This window comes from Eudoraea adriatica DSM 19308 (genome assembly GCF_000382125.1).
Lineage (GTDB): Bacteria > Bacteroidota > Bacteroidia > Flavobacteriales > Flavobacteriaceae > Eudoraea > Eudoraea adriatica.
This window is the reverse complement of record NZ_KB907547.1, coordinates 407,259-423,661: the sequence shown is the minus strand read 5'-3', so window position 1 is coordinate 423,661 and position 16,403 is coordinate 407,259. Positions and strand designations below refer to the sequence as shown.

The window sequence follows — 16,403 nt, the reverse complement described above, 5'->3', positions numbered from 1 at the left end:
AAATTATGAATTTACCATTAAAAGCAGGCTTATATTGCTAAATTACTACTATTTACAGATAGTTTTTTTAGTTTATATATTTTCAATTTAAAAAAATCTGTATCTTGGACTTATACTAATTTAACTCAAAATTAACATGAGAAGAATCTTTCTTTTTTCCCTACTGATGTTGGGTATGGGAGCTTATTCACAGACAATCGTGAATGGCAATGTAGCGGATGAAAATGGACAACCCGTTCCCGGCGCCAATGTTGTTATAGTTGGGAAAGCCATAGGAACAACCTCCGATTTTGATGGTAATTTTGTTCTGGAAACTTCTGAAGTACCCCCCTTTCAATTAAGGATAACGAGTATTGGGTATTCCGAGGCAACTGCGGAGGTTACCACGAACAATCAGACCATTTCTGTTATCCTTGGCGAGGCACAAACGTTTTTAGACGAAGTAGTGATCTCGGCTTCCAGAACACCGGAACGGATATTTGAATCCCCCGTTACTGTAGAACGCCTGGGCCTAGAGGCAATAAAAAATACAACTGCAGCAGATTTTTATGGCGGTTTGGAAAATTTAAAAGGAGTTGATATAAATACGAACAGTTTAACTTTTAAATCGATTAATACACGTGGTTTTGCCACCTTTGCCAATACACGTTTTATGCAGTTGGTGGATGGGATGGATAATTCAACCCCTGCTCTGAACTTTCCAATCGGCAACTTAGTTGGTTTAATTGAACCTGATGTACAAAGTGTTGAATTGTTGCCGGGAGCGTCTTCCGCTTTATATGGTGCAAATGCCTTTAATGGGATACTATTTATGCGTAGTAAAAGTCCTTTTGATTACCAGGGAATTAGTGTTTCTGTAAAGCAGGGGATTACCTCTCAGGAAGCTGCCGGGGACAATAGTTATACAGATTTTGGTATAAGGGCAGCGTATAAGTTCTCGGATAAATTTGCAGCCAAGGTCAACTTTGGCTACCTGAAAGGAACAGATTGGGCTGCAACCAGCGAAGTGGATAAGTTTGACCCAACCCGCACCAGGGCAGATCTGGATTATGATGGAATAAACGTATACGGAGACGAGGTTTCAGCAAATATTAAAAGTGTAGCGGTTACCCTGGAGGGCCTTGGTATACTTCCCGATGGAGCCAATGCACTGGTTCCGGCAGTGGATGTAAGTAGAACAGGATACAATGAAAGAGACCTTACCAACTATAATGCTGAAAGTATCAAAGCGGATTGGGGTTTGTTTTACAGGCCAATAGATGGAAATAGTCTTGAATTATCCTATGTAGGCAAAGTGGGCACAGGTTCAACGATTTACCAGGGAACCAACCGCTACAATATTAATGGCTTTTTTCAGGAACAACATAAATTAGAAATCAGGAATGACAATTTTTTCCTGAGGGGATATTTGGTTGCAGATAAAGCCGGGGATTCCTATGACATGGTTTTTACGGGGATTAATATTAATAGAAGATGGAAGGATGACCAGACATGGTTTGGAGAATATACAGGAACCTACGTTCAGGCTACCTTAGGAGGAGCTACGGATGCACAAGCGCATGCTGCAGCCAGAGAACAGGCAGAATCTGGTCGTTTTCTTCCCGGTTCACCGGAATTTCAGAATGCTTTCGATAATGTAATTAAGAATCCTGATCTTAATTCAGGTTCCCAATTTAAGGATGCATCCAAATACTATCATTCCGATGCAAATTACAATTTTAGCCATTTAATTGATTTTGCCGATATTCAGGTTGGAGGTTCTTTCAGACAATACAGTTTAAATTCTTCCGGGACCATTTACACCGACTTTGATGCCCCAATAAATTATTCTGAATTTGGTATCTATACCCAGATCCAAAAGAATTTAGAATTCAATGAAAGTATGAACCTTAAACTTACAGGGTCTATTCGATATGATAAATCAGAGTTTTTTGACGGGTTCTTCTCACCAAGATTATCTGCCGGACTTACGATTAATAGGGAGCACAATGTAAGGGCCTCAGTACAAACCGGTTTTAGGAATCCTACAACACAGGATTTATTTATAGGTTTAGATGCCGGAAGGGCAATTTTAATAGGTTCTGCTCCGGATAACCTGGGCAGGTATTCCAGAGACTTTGATGTTAGTGGTAGCGGACAGGATTTGGGCCAGCCGTCTACTATAACCCAGACAGGAGCAGTTGCGTATAACAATTCCTATTCCTCAAGTTCCGTGCTTACCTTTGCTGAAACTGGCAACCCCGCTGATTTGAGAATAGCCAATCCTGAGCTTGTAAAGCCGGAACAGGTAACTTCCTTTGAGATAGGCTATAGGGGGAAACTAGAAAATTTAGTTATAGATTTCAGTACCTATTACAACAGATATAAGGATTTCATTTCTCAGGAGACTGTTATCGCTCCTTATTATGGTACCGTTGGCGATGGTTCACTTTCAGTAGCAGCAATAGCGAATGGGGACAGACAAATCTGGGGCGCATATACAAATTCTGATGTGGATATCAGCTCTTATGGGGCATCATTGGGATTATCTCTTAAAATATTGGGAAATTATGATCTGGGAGGAAGCTATACTTTTACAAGGCAGGACTTTGATCAGGAAGCAAACCCCGACTTTATGTCTAATTTCAACACCCCGGAGCACAAATTCAAAGCATCTTTTGGAAATACTGATCTTTTTGAAAATTTCGGATTTAATATAGCGTACAGATTCAGTGATGACTATTTCTGGGAGGCTACTTTTGGAAACGGGGTTGTTCCGGAATTCCATGTCCTTGATGCTCAGTTTAATTATAGGGTGCCGAGCATAAAATCAACTTTTAAGGTGGGAGGTAACAATATTCTTGGAAAAGAGTATTTCACTGCTTTTGGTACTGGTTTTATAGGCTCCATATACTACGTGTCTTGGTCAATTAACACTTTATAATACAATGAATATGAAAATAAAATATATCTGGATATTGGCATGCCTTATAGGATTTTCGGCTTGCAATGATAAGGAAGATTTTGAAATGACAGAACCTGAAGTAGAGTTGCCTCCTGTAGCTCCGGGATCTGCAGATTTTTCTAACTTTGTTGCTTTGGGAAGCTCTTTCACAGCGGGATTTACAGATAATGCCCTATTTAGTGCAAGCCAGACTTTTTCATTTCCCAATATATTAGCACAACAATTTGAACTAGTTGCCGGAGGTAGTTTTACACAACCACTGACCAATGATAATCTTGGTGGTTTAGCCCTGGCAGGCAATCGGATTCCCGGGTTTGATCCAAGACTTGTTTTTGGAGGAGCCGGCCCGGTTCCACTAGAATCTGTGGTAGGACCTGTGACAGTGACTACCGATATAGCTCTTAACAATCCCACAGGCCCGTTCGGCAATTTGGGAGTACCCGGAGCAAAAAGTTTTCATCTCCTGGCCCCGGGTTATGGTAATTTGGGGAATGTATTGCTGGGACTGGCCAATCCTTATTTTGTTAGAATGACGGGGTCAACCCCTGATGCCAGCGTTTTGCAATTGGCAGTAGCCCAAAGCCCATCATTCTTTTCCTTGTGGATAGGAAATTTTGATGTCCTGGGTTATGCAATATCCGGCGGAGATGGAACCGACCCTATTACTCCCTCAGCCGGACCACCGGGAGTGGGTTTTGACCAAACTTATGGAGCTTTGATAGCTACACTTACCGCCTCCGGTGCGGGAGGTGTTGTGGCCAATATTCCCGATGTGACTACCATACCGTATTTAACTACAGTACCACATAACCCGGTACCTCTGAATGCTGGGACAGCAGCTGCTGTAAACCAGGCCTATGCAGCTTATAACGGAGGAATACAGGCTGCTTTAGCCGCTTTAGCAGGCACCGGACTTTTTACTGAGGAAGAGGCAAATGCCAGGCTTATTAGTTTTGAGGCAAGTGCTACTAATGCAGTGGTAATTGAAGATGAGAGTTTAACAGATTTGGGAGCTATTAATCCGGCATTTGCCGGGCTACCTCAAATTCGACAGGCTACGGCAGAAGATTTGATCGTGCTACCAGCCTCGAATTTTATCGGTACCCTTGCAGATCCAAACAATCCCCTTTCCGTAAATGGGGTAGCCATTCCATTGGAAGATAAATGGGTGCTTTTGCCTAGTGAACAAAAGGAAATCACCGACGCCACAACAGCTTTTAACGCCACTATTTCGAGTACGGCAAGTGCGGCAGGCCTTGCTTTTGTAGATGCCGATGCCTTATTAGGCCAATTGACAAATGGCGGTCTTACTAGCGGTAATTTTACGTTAACCTCCGACTTAGTTACAGGCGGAGCATTTTCGTTGGATGGTGTCCATTTTACAGCCAGAGGCTATGCATTAATTGCCAATGAATTTATGAAAGCCATTGATGCTACTTATGGTTCAAATTTTGAAGCATCAGGAAATCTGGTTGATCTGGGAAACTATCCAACAAATTATTCCCCTGCCTTGCAGTAAGAACAATAAATTTCACTTAAAAAAGCGCTTTATAAGAGGCGCTTTTTTATTGCCTTTAAAATAAGGTAAAACAATTTCCATTTAAGTTAGAAAAACATATCTTTGCAGCCTGAAAAAACAATCAATTTATATATTGATTTAAGTTACTTTTAAATCGCTTTAAATTTTAAATAAAAATACTTGAATAATGGCTAAAGTTACAGGTAGAGTATCCCAGATAATTGGACCGGTTATTGATGTTGAATTTCCATCCGGAGCAGACCTGCCAAGAATATATGATTCTATGGAAATCACCAGGAGTGATGGCACCCTTCTTGTTTTAGAAGTGCAAGCTCATATTGGAGAAAATACAGTTAAGTCAATTGCCATGGATTCTACTGATGGTTTAAGCAGGGGAACCGAAGTTGTAACTACGGGTAATGCCATTCAAATGCCGATTGGGGACGATATTTATGGACGCTTGTTCAATGTAATTGGAGATGCCATTGATGGCCTGGGAGATTTGCCAAAGTCTGGTAAAAACGGGCTTCCAATACATAGAGAAGCTCCAAAATTTGAAGAATTATCTACTTCTACGGAAGTTCTTTTTACAGGAATAAAGGTTATAGATCTTATTGAGCCATATGCTAAAGGAGGTAAAATTGGATTATTTGGCGGAGCCGGTGTTGGTAAAACCGTACTGATTCAGGAGTTGATTAATAATATAGCCAAGGGCCATGGCGGACTTTCCGTATTTGCCGGTGTTGGTGAGCGTACAAGAGAAGGTAATGATTTGTTGCGTGAGATGCTCGAATCTGGAATTATAAAATACGGAGATGACTTTTTGCACTCGATGGAAGAAGGGGGATGGGACTTGTCTAAGGTTGATAAGAAAGTAATGAAAGAATCCAAAGCTACATTTGTTTTCGGACAGATGAATGAACCTCCCGGAGCCAGGGCAAGGGTAGCGCTTTCCGGACTAACAATTGCAGAATATTTCAGGGATGGTGCAGGAGATGGACAAGGCAAGGATGTACTGTTTTTTGTTGATAATATTTTCCGTTTTACCCAAGCCGGTTCAGAAGTGTCTGCACTTTTGGGCAGGATGCCTTCAGCGGTAGGATATCAGCCTACTTTGGCCACCGAAATGGGAACAATGCAGGAACGAATTACATCAACAAAAAGAGGTTCTATTACCTCGGTGCAGGCAGTATATGTGCCAGCAGATGATTTAACAGACCCGGCGCCCGCGACTACATTTGCCCACTTGGATGCTACCACGGTTTTGTCTAGGAAAATAGCGGAACTTGGAATCTATCCGGCTGTTGATCCTCTGGATTCTACCTCCAGAATTCTTACGCCTGAAATTTTAGGTAATGATCACTATGCTTGTGCTCAAAGGGTTAAGGAACTTTTACAGCATTATAAAGAATTACAGGATATCATTGCCATACTTGGAATGGAAGAACTTTCAGAAGAAGATAAATTGGCAGTTGGCAGGGCAAGACGAGTACAGCGATTTTTATCGCAACCTTTCCATGTAGCTGAGCAATTTACGGGAATACCCGGAGTATTAGTTGATATTAAAGAGACTATTAAAGGGTTTAATATGATTATGGATGGAGAATTAGATCATTTACCCGAATCTGCCTTTAACCTTAAAGGAACCATTGAAGAAGCAATTGAAGCCGGTGAAAAAATGTTGGCTGAAGTTTAAAAATAATATTTAAACTATGTACTTAGAAATCGTATCACCAGAAGCTGTTTTATTTACAGGAGAAGTAACTTCTGTAACTGTGCCCGGCGTAAATGGCGAATTTCAGATGCTTACAAACCATGCACCAATAGTTTCCATATTGCAGGAAGGTGAAGTTAAGATTCAGGGAGATATTCAGATCGATGAAGAATATAGAGATAGGTTTACCAACGATTCAAATGGGAAAACTATCCTTCATATTAATAGTGGCACAATAGAATTAAATGATAATAAATTAATAGTTCTGGCCGATTAATATATTCAGAAAATATAAAAAAGGGTTCATACTGGTTGTATGGACCCTTTTTTATTTGAGAGCTATCAAATGCCATTTACGTCCGTAGGAGCTATAAATCTTGAGCTCTACAAAACCAATTGCCAGGTGTGCATTAAGTGACCGCTTGTTTGACGCATCCACTTCGGTAATAATACAGTTGAAATCTGGCTTAGTAATATCCTGCATTTTCTTGTAAAGTTTATGGAACAACCCAATTTTTCGATATGCTTTATCAATACAAACCTGCCCCATTACCATGTATTTTTCATCCCCGGATAATACAGCATCAATTTCCTTAAACATAGGTTTTAGAATATCTATTTTATTGCCAAATTTAGGATGCATACACAAGACATACCCTACTACCATGTCATTTTCCTTGGCAATAATATGAGGGCATACTTTATTCATATCATTTAGCAGATCAAAGGTATGCGCTATAGTTACAAAACCTTCCTTTTGCATTTCTTTCTTTAACAATGCGTTTGGAAGATTATCTCGCTGCAAAGCAAGAATTTGTTTCAATTCCAAATTGTTTTGTACCTGCTTAATTTCAATAGCCATTACCTGGAGTTTCTGTGATTCAATATACTATTTAAAAGTAGGAAATACTACATTTGTGAAATGAGGCACTTACCGGATAAATTGCATAAAAGATTAGTGGATAGAGAGAAAATGAATGCCTTGAGGAGCTTAGCAAAAGAGGTTCAGGGAATTGATTTTTCATCCAACGACTACCTCGGTATTGCTAATAACCGGATTGTTTTTGAAAATGCCATAGGGCTTCTTTCAGACAGAGAAATCTTAAATAATGGTGCCACGGGATCCAGATTACTTACCGGAAATGGCATTTTATTTTCTGAATTGGAAAATTTTCTAATGGAATTCCATCAGGCAGATTCAGCATTAATTTTTAATTCCGGATATGATGCCAATATTGGACTGTTTTCATCTGTACCTCAAAGAGATGATATAATACTATATGACGAGTATATTCATGCCAGTATCAGAGATGGCATCAAAATGAGTAACGCCAGGAATTATAAGTTTAGGCATAACGATCCTGAAGACTTGTGCACGCAAATTTTGCGGGTGATTAATAAAGGCGAGAGGAACAAGAACAGCGAAATTTATATAGTTACGGAATCTGTTTTTTCAATGGATGGAGATTCGCCGGATTTGAAGGCCATTTTGGATTTATGCAGGAAATACAAATGCCACCTCATTGTTGATGAAGCCCATGCTGTTGGTTTATTTGGTTCAAATGGCAGAGGAATTGTGCCGGAATTGGATCTGCAGGAAGGTATTTTTGCGAGAATTATAACATTTGGAAAGGCCCTGGGGTGCCATGGTGCGGCAATTTTGGGAAGTGAAGGCCTAAATAAATATTTGATAAACTTTGCGAGAAGCTTTATTTATACAACCGGATTGCCGCCCCACTCCCTGGCCACTATAATGGCGGCTTATCAGTTTTTGATGGGCCCCGAGGGACTTAGAGAGAGAGATTTGCTTCATGAAAATATTGCATATTTTAATGAGGAGAAGGAACGTCTGGGGATTTCATCTTCTTTTATTCCCAGTTGCTCAGCTATCCATTCCTGCATAATTAAAGGCAATAATGAAGTAAAAGATGTAGCACAGAATTTTAAAAATAATTCATTTGATATTAGACCAATTCTTTCTCCCACCGTGCCCGAAGGAGAGGAACGATTGCGATTTTGTTTACACAGCTTCAATTCAAAAAAGGATATTTGTATTATATTACAACAATTGGCGCAAGAAATTAATTAGCTATGGATCAGGAATTTTATACCCTTGGTGCATTTGAGTATGCTGCGGATGTACAAATAATTAAAGGAAAACTGGAGTCCGAGGGAATTCCTGTCTTTTTGAAGGACGAAAATACAATCAATACAGATCCTTTAATAAGCCACGCTATTGGAGGAGTTAAGTTGCAGGTTTATTCCAGGGATAAAGAAATGGCTTTAAATATCTATAATGAAATTAGAAGTTATGCACTAGACAATAAAGGTAACCTGGTTACTTGCCCAAATTGCAAAGCCCAAAGATCTGAAGTTTATTACAGCAGAAAGAGTTTTATTCATAAGCTTTTTCCTTTTTTCGAAAAAAAAGTACAAATGCCTTAACTGCGACATGATTACAAGCCCTTCAATATGAAAAGAATATTTGTAACAGGGATCTCTACCGATGTTGGTAAAACAATTGCCGCGGCTATAATTACAGAGTCCCTGAAAGCGGATTACTGGAAGCCTGTGCAAGCCGGGGACTTGTCAAATTCAGATAGTCATAAAGTAGCTGAATTGGTTTCCAATGAAAAAACTGTTATACACAAGAGCAGCTACGAATTGAATACTCCTATGAGCCCTCATGCTGCTGCGGACATAGATAATATTGAGATCGACCTTAACCAAATTATAGAGCCTAAAACCACAAATCATCTGGTAATCGAGGGAGCAGGGGGATTATTAGTGCCTTTAAACGAAAAGGATACAATTTTGGATATCATTAAAAGTAATTATCTGATTATCGTTGTATCAAGACATTATTTAGGAAGTATTAACCATACACTGTTGACTATTGAAAGCCTGAAGCAAAAAGGGTTTAAGGTAGCTGTTATATTCAGTGGAAATGAACATCATAGCACTGAAGACATTATTTTGAAAAAGACCGAAGTTAAGGTAATTGGCAGGATAAATGAAGAACCCGGCTTTGACAAATCTTTAATTAAACAATACGCAACTAAATTCTATCCAATGCTTCAGAATATATGAGAGCCATTGCAATAAATTCTAATCCAATGTCGGACATTGATGCTGACAATTATATTCGGAAATATTGAAAGACCTTACGGAAAGAGATAAAAAGCATCTGTGGCACCCACTGACGCAGCATAAACTTCAGCCTGACATGATGGGTATAATCAAGGCTAAAGGAGCTATTCTCTATGATGAGAACGGAAGCGAATACATAGATGGAATTGCATCCTGGTATACTTCAATGTATGGGCATTGCAATGAATATATCCTGGAAAAAGTACAACGTCAGATGGAGGTGCTGGACCAGGTAGTTTTTAGCGGTTTCACCCATGAGCCTGCTATTAGGTTATCAGAAGAATTAATAAAAATATTACCACCTGAGCAGCAGAAAATATTCTTTTCAGACAATGGTTCTACAGCTACGGAAGTCGGTATTAAAATGGCCCTGCAATATCATTTCAATAAGGGCAACAAGCGAAAAGTGCTTCTGGCGTTTGAGGAAGGCTTTCACGGTGATACTTTTGGAGCCATGTCTGTCTCCGGGCTTTCAGTATATAATGGTCCCTTTGAAGATTATTTTATTGAAGTAGAACGAATTCCAACACCTACAAAAGACAATATTGGTTATATTTTACAACGACTTAATTCAGAGTTAGAACTGAACAATATAGCCGGATTTATCTATGAGCCACTGGTACAGGGGGCAGCAGCGATGAAGATGCACGATGCCGATGGCTTGAATACGATTCTTGAATTTCTTAAGAAACATCAGGTCCTTCTTATTGCAGATGAGGTCATGACCGGATTTGGCAAGACAGGAAAAAATTTTGCCTCAGATCATATTCGTGTAAAACCCGATATCATATGCCTGTCAAAAGCCCTTTCAGCCGGATTACTTCCTTTAGCAGTAACTTCCTGCACCCAGGAAGTTTTTGATGCGTTTTACAGTGATGAAATATCCAAAGGTTTGTTTCATGGACATACTTATACAGCAAATCCACTGGCATGTGTTGCTGCATTATCTGGTCTGGAATTACTGCAATCCGAACAAATTCAAAGTGATATTCGGCGAGTTATACAGTCGCATAAAGAGTTTGGATTGAGAATCAAGGAACACCCTAAGGTGGCTGCAGTTCGTCAGTGCGGAATAATCTTTGCTTTAGATTTGAATATTAAAACGGAACGCTATGGGAACTTACGTAACAGACTGTTTAACTTTTTTATGGAGCATGGTGTATTTTTGAGACCTTTGGGAAATACAATTTATATTTTGGCTCCATATATAATTTCAGATTCACAGTTATCTAAGATTTATGACAGTATTGAAGGCGCATTGGATGAGGTGGTTTAAAAGTTAATGATAATTATTAATCCCAATTATCGTCCAGGAGGTCCAGCTCTTCATTATCTTTAACTACGACCCTTATTTCGTGATAGGTCCACTTATCGCCGTTAGCGCTTGCCTTTATATATAAAGTTCCACTATCCTCAGGGCCCTTTATAGGAACTTGCATATCTGCAATTTTTTCATCATTAACCCAATTGAATTCACCTTGTATCATTCCATTTTTTTCTATCGGGAAACCCATTTGCTCCACTATTTCCGAATCTTCATTAATTTTCTTAAGAGCGTACTCAAGAGGCACCGAATCATCTAGCATAGAAGTAACACTAAAAAAAATAGTGCTAATAATTACGCCAATAATTATCAAAACGGTCAAACACCCACCTAACGGTAAAGCCCAGGTCCAATTGCGATTCCACCAGCTTTTTTCAGGCAGCAATTCATTGTTCATTGTTTTTTATATTGTTTTTATACATTGAAGGTAAGAACTTTTATTTTTACTCTAAATAAGAAGGCATTGTCTCCACCAATTACTATTACGTCCATTGCATCCATTTCCCCTTTGGGGAATAATCAGGAGGATATTTGGGCCGGTTATCAGCATTCAGGACATTTTTTCAGAAAAGCATCTATTGGAAATACGGCGGCATGGATATCTTGCCTATCAGAACCTTCCAAATTGGAAATAAATAACCTTAGGAATAGCAATTCAAGATATTTGAATCTCGATGACAGTGTGCTATTTGGTATTTTTACGGCCAGGCGAGCAGTTAAATATGCAGGTTGGGGGGAAAATGATAATTTTGGAATTAATATAGGTTCATCCCGCGGTGCTACGGGGCTTTTTGAAAAATATCACAAAGATTTTTTACAAAATAATTCTACCGCTGTTTTAACATCTCCGACTACTACATTGGGAAATATTTCTTCCTGGATATCTAATGATCTTCAATCGAAGGGTCCCAGTATTTCCCACTCTATTACCTGTTCTACGGCACTACATGCCATATTAAATGGTGTGGCATGGATTAAAAGTGGAATGGCGAAAAAGTTTCTAGTAGGAGGAAGTGAAGCACCTTTGACACCTTTTACTATTGCTCAAATGAGAGCATTAAAAATATATGCTTCGGAAGAAGAGAATGATTACCCATGCAGGGCTCTTGACCTTAATAAACAAAAAAATTCCATGATCCTTGGTGAAGGTGCGGGCGTTGCCTGCCTGGAATATGGAATTCATAAGAACTCACTTGCCATAATAGAAGGGCTGGGATTTGCAACTGAATCATTAGAACATAATATTTCTCTTTCCGCAGATGCCCGCTGTTTGCAGGATTCAATGTCTATGGCTTTAGGAAGTGTACCTCCAAAAGAAATTGATATTATTGTGATGCATGCACCTGGCACAATAAAAGGTGACGCGGCAGAATTTGCTGCAATTAAGAAGATCTTTGGAAATTTCTTACCTGCACTTACTACGAATAAATGGAAAGTAGGACACACGTTTGGAGCATCAGGAATTCTTAGTGTGGAAATGGGAATATTAATGTTGAAACACCAAAGATTTCTTGGAGTTCCTTTTAGGAGCCCAAACCCCCCAAGGAAAATAAATAGAGTACTTGTAAATGCGGTAGGTTTTGGCGGCAATGCAGTTAGTATTTTATTAAAAAACCCCGAAAGCCAGATAGGTTAAATCACTATAATCGAGATTTATCAATTTTTTACAGATTAAAGATTATTTTTGATGTTTATATTAAATTCTTGCATATGGTTGAAGAACGAAATAACTGGACAAAAAAAGAGATCCTTGAAATATATAATAAACCCCTGATGGAATTATTATATGAGGCAGCCACAGTTCATCGCAAGTTTCATGATCCAAATACAGTTCAGGTATCTACTTTGCTATCCATAAAGACCGGCGGTTGTCCTGAAGATTGTGGCTATTGTCCCCAGGCAGCACGTTATCATACAGATATTGAAAACAATGACTTAATGTCTGTTCAGCATGTAAAGGCCCAGGCTCTGCGTGCTAAAGAATCCGGAAGTTCCAGGGTTTGTATGGGAGCTGCATGGCGCAATGTAAAAGATGGCGACGAATTTGAACAGGTTTTAGAAATGGTAAGAACCATTAATAAGCTGGATATGGAGGTTTGCTGCACTTTAGGGATGCTTACTGAAAATCAGGCAAAGCGTTTGGCAGAAGCAGGTCTTTACGCTTACAATCACAACTTAGATACATCTGAAGATTATTATAAGGATGTGATTTCTACCAGAGCCTTTGACGATAGATTAAAAACGATAGAAAATGTAAGGAAAAGCAATGTAACTGTTTGTAGTGGGGGAATTATTGGCATGGGAGAACAATTAGAGGACAGGGCAGGAATGTTGGTAGCTTTATCTACTTTGAATCCTCAGCCAGAATCTGTACCAATTAATGCTTTGGTAGCGGTAGAAGGAACTCCTATGGAGGATATTGATCCTATATCTATTTGGGATATGATACGAATGGTTGCCACAACCAGAATTGTTATGCCTAAAACGCAGGTAAGATTATCGGCCGGCAGAACGGAAATGACGAGGGAAGGACAGGCAATGTGCTTTTTTGCGGGAGCCAATTCCATTTTTGCAGGCGATAAATTATTGACAACGCCAAATCCGGATGTAAATGAGGATTTGGAAATGTTTAAGCAATTAGGACTTATTCCGCAAAAGCCATTTGTAAAAGCTCCACAACCAAGGACGGTGGAAGCAAGTGAATCCAGGATACAACCTATTGGGGAGAAACCAAAATGGTCAAGACCAGAACATAAGATAGAGCGCAATGAGCTTGCAAAAATGAAATCCAATCCTGGCAACCTTTCCTAGCAAGAAAATTGCCATATAGACTTTATTAGGGTTTAAATGATAAGGTTTAATTTACCTATTAGATTTTGCAATTAAAGGATATACCCAGAGTAAAAACCATTAGCAAAGAGGATTTTATAGAAAACTATTATAAACCTCAGCAACCTGTTGTTATTGAAAAATTTATAACAGATTGGCCGGCTTATTCAAAATGGGATTTTGATTATATAAAAAAGGTCGCAGGTGATAAAACTGTGCCTTTATATGACGACAGGCCCGTTGATTATAAAGACGGTTTTAATGAGCCTCATTCCAAAATGAAGATGACGGACTATATAGATCTGATCAGGCAACAACCAACGAAATACAGAATATTTTTATGGAATTTAATTAAGGAAGCACCCGAACTCCAAAAAGATTTCTCTTATCCTGATTTTGGTGTGCGCTTAATGAAGGGTCTTCCAATGTTGTTTTTTGGAGGTGCGGATTCGCACACCTTTATGCATTATGATATTGATCTAGCCAATATTTTCCATTTTCATTTCGCCGGGAAAAAAGAATGTATCCTTTTTCCTCAAACTGAAAATAAATACCTCTATAAAATACCACATTCATTAATTACACACGAAAGTATAAATTTTTCTAATCCAAACTTAGACGAATGGCCGGCCCTTAAGCATGCCAATGGATTTAGGGCGCAATTAAACCATGGGGAAGTTTTATATATTCCAGAAGGATTTTGGCATTATATGAAATACATAACACCCGGGTTTTCAATGAGTTTGCGGGGGATTGCTCATAATTCGAGAAATCTTCTAAAAGCAGTCTACAATGTATTTTTTATGAGATATTTTGATAATCTTATGAGAAGAATAAGAGGTCAAAATTGGATTGACTGGAAAAATAGTCAGGCTATAAAAAGGACAAATAGAATGCACCCTTAAATTCATTTACCATGACCATTCCCAATAAAAAATTATTGACCACTTTATTTTTTCTTTCGAATAATGTTTATGTTTACATTTCTTTTAATTGTATTTAATGCATCTTCTTGAAGTAAAGTCCCGCAGCGATTGTAAAAGATTCGTATCGTTTCCGGTAGATCTTTACAAAAATCAAAAACAGTATATAAGGCCTCTTGATAAGGATATTGCGGATATTTTTGATCCTGCAGTCAACAAGAATTTTGAACGTGGTAATTGTGTCCGGTGGTTATTGTTAAATGAGAACAAAATCCTTGGCCGCATTGCAGCTTTTGTTTTGAAGAAAACCTCCGTTAAGGGTGTTACTGAAAATTTTGGTGGGGTGGGTTTTTTTGAATGCATAAATGACCAAAATGCTGCGAATGCATTATTCGATATCAGTAAGAATTGGCTGGTAGATCAGGGTGTTGAATTTATGGATGGGCCAATAAACTTTGGCGCGAGAGACAAATGGTGGGGGCTCCTGACCAAAGGGTATGATCTGGAACCTAACTATCAATGCAACTACAACTTTCCTTATTACAGGGAACTTTTTGAAAACTATGGTTTTCAGACTTATTTTGAGCATTATACTTTCCTAAAAGTAATAAAGGAAGATGTAAACCCGCGATTAGAGAGAAAAGCGGCCATCGTAAATAGTAACCCGGACTATTCGTTTGAACATTTCCAAATGGAAAAATTTGAAGAACAAACGAATAATATAATCGATATGTACAACAAAGCGTGGGTTAATCATGAAGGCGTCTCCGCAATATCAAAAGAACAGGGACATTTGTTGATGAGTAAATTGAAGCCAATTATAGACGAAAGAATAATATGGTTTGCCTACTATAAAGGAGAGCCGGTCGCATTTTATATAAATATTCCCGAGGTAAATCAATGGTTTAAATATGTCAATGGCAATCTCAATCTTATAGGAAAGTTAAAGTTTCTTTGGCATAAGCGACATAAAAGAAATAGGAAAATGTTAGGGTTTGTTTTTGGAATTGTTCCGGAGCATCAGGGTAAGGGATTGGATGGTGGAATAATTCATGCATTTCATAAGATGGCCAAAAGTTTATCTAACCAATATGAAGTTATTGAAATTAATGGCATAGGGGATTTTAATAGAAAAATGATTATTGTCGTGAAGCAAGTAGGAGGCGAAATATGTAAAATACATACCACTTATAGGTATTTATTTGACAGAACAAAACCTTTCGAAAGAATGAAGGCAATAAAATAGAACTTTCGCTTATACCAGTTCTTCTTTTTTATCTTTTACCTTAGATGGAGGCATGGTACCAAAGACCTTATCCCAAAATGTATTTGATACGCCGAAGGCCTTGTCGGGATATCTGTAATGATGCAGGCTATGATGTTGCCATAAATTCTTAAACCTCTTAGGAGGACGCGCTATATGCGTAGCCCTGTGAACGAAAGAATACATTAAATAGCCCGTAAAGAACCCCGGAAAAAAGCCAAAGGCAAGATCAGAAATTCCCAGTAGCCAGAAAATAGCGAAAAATAACAAGAATAGTACGCTTGCCATAATTAGACCGGGAACCGGTGGCATTAGCAGGCGTTCTTCATCTCTGGGGTAATGATGGTGCGAACCATGCATAATAAAATGAAAGCGCTGAGACCATTTTGCTTCTGTAACCCAATGGAAAACAAAACGATGTAACATATATTCTGCAAATGTCCAGAAGAATACACCAACAATAAAAAGGCTTATAATTTCTAAAGCAGATAAACCTATTTTTAAGTAAGTAAATGAAATCATTGCTATGATAGTGATTCCATAAACAACGATGTTTTGAATTGGATTTGTCTTGGTAAGGCTTTCCAAAAATGGGTTATTGAATATTTTTGCCTGACCGTGATGAAACTCTGTGGTGACTTTTGGCTTCATTTTTTTTAAATTAGAGGTCAAAGTTACAAAATACAGTCCTAAATACAAGTGTTTTGTCTCAGTAAGGACTATAGAAAGTAACATT

At 38.6% G+C, this 16,403-nt stretch carries 15 protein-coding genes; 12 read left to right on the top strand and 3 right to left on the bottom strand.

Going from position 1 to position 16,403, the window contains the following annotated elements; all coding sequences use genetic code 11:
* Positions 1–136 precede the first annotated feature (136 nt).
* From G504_RS0105545 to G504_RS0105530, 4 genes are all read left to right on the top strand, one after another.
* Entirely contained in the window at positions 137–2,923 is a 2,787-nt protein-coding gene (locus G504_RS0105545) for a TonB-dependent receptor (RefSeq protein ID WP_019669156.1), read from the top strand.
* 10 nt (positions 2,924–2,933) lie between these two features.
* A complete protein-coding gene (locus G504_RS0105540) occupies positions 2,934–4,463 on the top strand; it encodes an SGNH/GDSL hydrolase family protein (RefSeq protein WP_019669155.1) in 1,530 nt (509 codons plus the stop codon).
* 187 nt (positions 4,464–4,650) lie between these two features.
* Positions 4,651–6,159, top strand: a complete 1,509-nt coding sequence (atpD, locus tag G504_RS0105535) for a F0F1 ATP synthase subunit beta (RefSeq protein WP_019669154.1) — start codon at positions 4,651–4,653, stop codon at positions 6,157–6,159.
* 16 nt (positions 6,160–6,175) lie between these two features.
* Complete coding sequence (locus G504_RS0105530; protein WP_019669153.1) at positions 6,176–6,454, top strand: F0F1 ATP synthase subunit epsilon; 279 nt, start codon at positions 6,176–6,178, stop codon at positions 6,452–6,454.
* A gap of 51 nt (positions 6,455–6,505) precedes the next feature.
* Here the strand turns inward: G504_RS0105530 and G504_RS0105525 are convergent, their stop codons facing one another.
* Positions 6,506–7,039: a GNAT family N-acetyltransferase gene (locus tag G504_RS0105525; protein ID WP_019669152.1), complete on the bottom strand. Its 534-nt coding sequence runs from the start codon at positions 7,037–7,039 to the stop codon at positions 6,506–6,508.
* A gap of 60 nt (positions 7,040–7,099) precedes the next feature.
* On the opposite strand from G504_RS0105525, the gene G504_RS0105520 reads away from it, so the two are divergent.
* From G504_RS0105520 to bioA, 4 genes are all read left to right on the top strand, one after another.
* Positions 7,100–8,266 carry an aminotransferase class I/II-fold pyridoxal phosphate-dependent enzyme gene (locus G504_RS0105520; RefSeq protein WP_019669151.1) on the top strand — a complete coding sequence of 389 codons (1,167 nt, stop codon included), beginning with the start codon at positions 7,100–7,102 and terminating at the stop codon, positions 8,264–8,266.
* Positions 8,267–8,268: 2 nt separating this feature from the next.
* Complete coding sequence (locus G504_RS18320) at positions 8,269–8,622, top strand: putative signal transducing protein (RefSeq protein ID WP_240473024.1); 354 nt, start codon at positions 8,269–8,271, stop codon at positions 8,620–8,622.
* A 27-nt stretch (positions 8,623–8,649) separates the two neighbouring features.
* Positions 8,650–9,267, top strand: a complete 618-nt coding sequence (bioD, locus tag G504_RS0105510; RefSeq protein WP_019669150.1) for a dethiobiotin synthase — start codon at positions 8,650–8,652, stop codon at positions 9,265–9,267.
* A 64-nt stretch (positions 9,268–9,331) separates the two neighbouring features.
* Entirely contained in the window at positions 9,332–10,603 is a 1,272-nt protein-coding gene (gene bioA, locus G504_RS0105505; RefSeq protein ID WP_019669149.1) for an adenosylmethionine--8-amino-7-oxononanoate transaminase, read from the top strand.
* Between the two features lie 16 nt (positions 10,604–10,619).
* On the opposite strand, the gene G504_RS0105500 is transcribed toward bioA, so the two are convergent.
* Positions 10,620–11,048, bottom strand: a complete 429-nt coding sequence (locus G504_RS0105500) for a cytochrome c oxidase assembly factor Coa1 family protein (protein ID WP_019669148.1) — start codon at positions 11,046–11,048, stop codon at positions 10,620–10,622.
* A 66-nt stretch (positions 11,049–11,114) separates the two neighbouring features.
* Here G504_RS0105500 and G504_RS0105495 point away from each other — a divergent pair, with 66 nt between their 5' ends.
* The 4 genes from G504_RS0105495 (at position 11,115) to G504_RS0105480 (ending at position 15,649) form a co-directional block, all read left to right on the top strand.
* Positions 11,115–12,287, top strand: a complete 1,173-nt coding sequence (locus G504_RS0105495) for a beta-ketoacyl synthase N-terminal-like domain-containing protein (protein ID WP_040443901.1) — start codon at positions 11,115–11,117, stop codon at positions 12,285–12,287.
* A gap of 74 nt (positions 12,288–12,361) precedes the next feature.
* Positions 12,362–13,462 (top strand): biotin synthase BioB, encoded by a 1,101-nt coding sequence (gene bioB / locus G504_RS0105490; protein ID WP_019669146.1) that lies wholly within the window; start codon positions 12,362–12,364, stop codon positions 13,460–13,462.
* A 65-nt stretch (positions 13,463–13,527) separates the two neighbouring features.
* Positions 13,528–14,385, top strand: coding sequence for a cupin-like domain-containing protein (locus G504_RS0105485; RefSeq protein WP_019669145.1), 858 nt, complete (start codon positions 13,528–13,530; stop codon positions 14,383–14,385).
* Positions 14,386–14,482: 97 nt separating this feature from the next.
* Positions 14,483–15,649 carry a hypothetical protein gene (locus tag G504_RS0105480; RefSeq protein WP_019669144.1) on the top strand — a complete coding sequence of 389 codons (1,167 nt, stop codon included), beginning with the start codon at positions 14,483–14,485 and terminating at the stop codon, positions 15,647–15,649.
* Between the two features lie 9 nt (positions 15,650–15,658).
* Here the strand turns inward: G504_RS0105480 and G504_RS0105475 are convergent, their stop codons facing one another.
* Positions 15,659–16,318 (bottom strand): sterol desaturase family protein, encoded by a 660-nt coding sequence (locus tag G504_RS0105475; protein WP_019669143.1) that lies wholly within the window; start codon positions 16,316–16,318, stop codon positions 15,659–15,661.
* Positions 16,319–16,403 lie beyond the last annotated feature (85 nt).

Coding starts and splice junctions, on each gene's coding strand:
- G504_RS18320 (WP_240473024.1), top strand. CDS start 8,269: ATGGATCAGGAATTTTATACCCTTGGTGCATTTGAGTATGCTGCGGAT.
- G504_RS0105520 (WP_019669151.1), top strand. CDS start 7,100: ATGAGGCACTTACCGGATAAATTGCATAAAAGATTAGTGGATAGAGAG.
- atpD (WP_019669154.1), top strand. CDS start 4,651: ATGGCTAAAGTTACAGGTAGAGTATCCCAGATAATTGGACCGGTTATT.
- G504_RS0105545 (WP_019669156.1), top strand. CDS start 137: ATGAGAAGAATCTTTCTTTTTTCCCTACTGATGTTGGGTATGGGAGCT.
- G504_RS0105525 (WP_019669152.1), bottom strand. CDS start 7,039: ATGGCTATTGAAATTAAGCAGGTACAAAACAATTTGGAATTGAAACAA.
- G504_RS0105500 (WP_019669148.1), bottom strand. CDS start 11,048: ATGAACAATGAATTGCTGCCTGAAAAAAGCTGGTGGAATCGCAATTGG.
- G504_RS0105480 (WP_019669144.1), top strand. CDS start 14,483: ATGCATCTTCTTGAAGTAAAGTCCCGCAGCGATTGTAAAAGATTCGTA.
- bioB (WP_019669146.1), top strand. CDS start 12,362: ATGGTTGAAGAACGAAATAACTGGACAAAAAAAGAGATCCTTGAAATA.
- G504_RS0105540 (WP_019669155.1), top strand. CDS start 2,934: ATGAAAATAAAATATATCTGGATATTGGCATGCCTTATAGGATTTTCG.
- G504_RS0105530 (WP_019669153.1), top strand. CDS start 6,176: ATGTACTTAGAAATCGTATCACCAGAAGCTGTTTTATTTACAGGAGAA.
- G504_RS0105475 (WP_019669143.1), bottom strand. CDS start 16,318: ATGAAGCCAAAAGTCACCACAGAGTTTCATCACGGTCAGGCAAAAATA.
- bioD (WP_019669150.1), top strand. CDS start 8,650: ATGAAAAGAATATTTGTAACAGGGATCTCTACCGATGTTGGTAAAACA.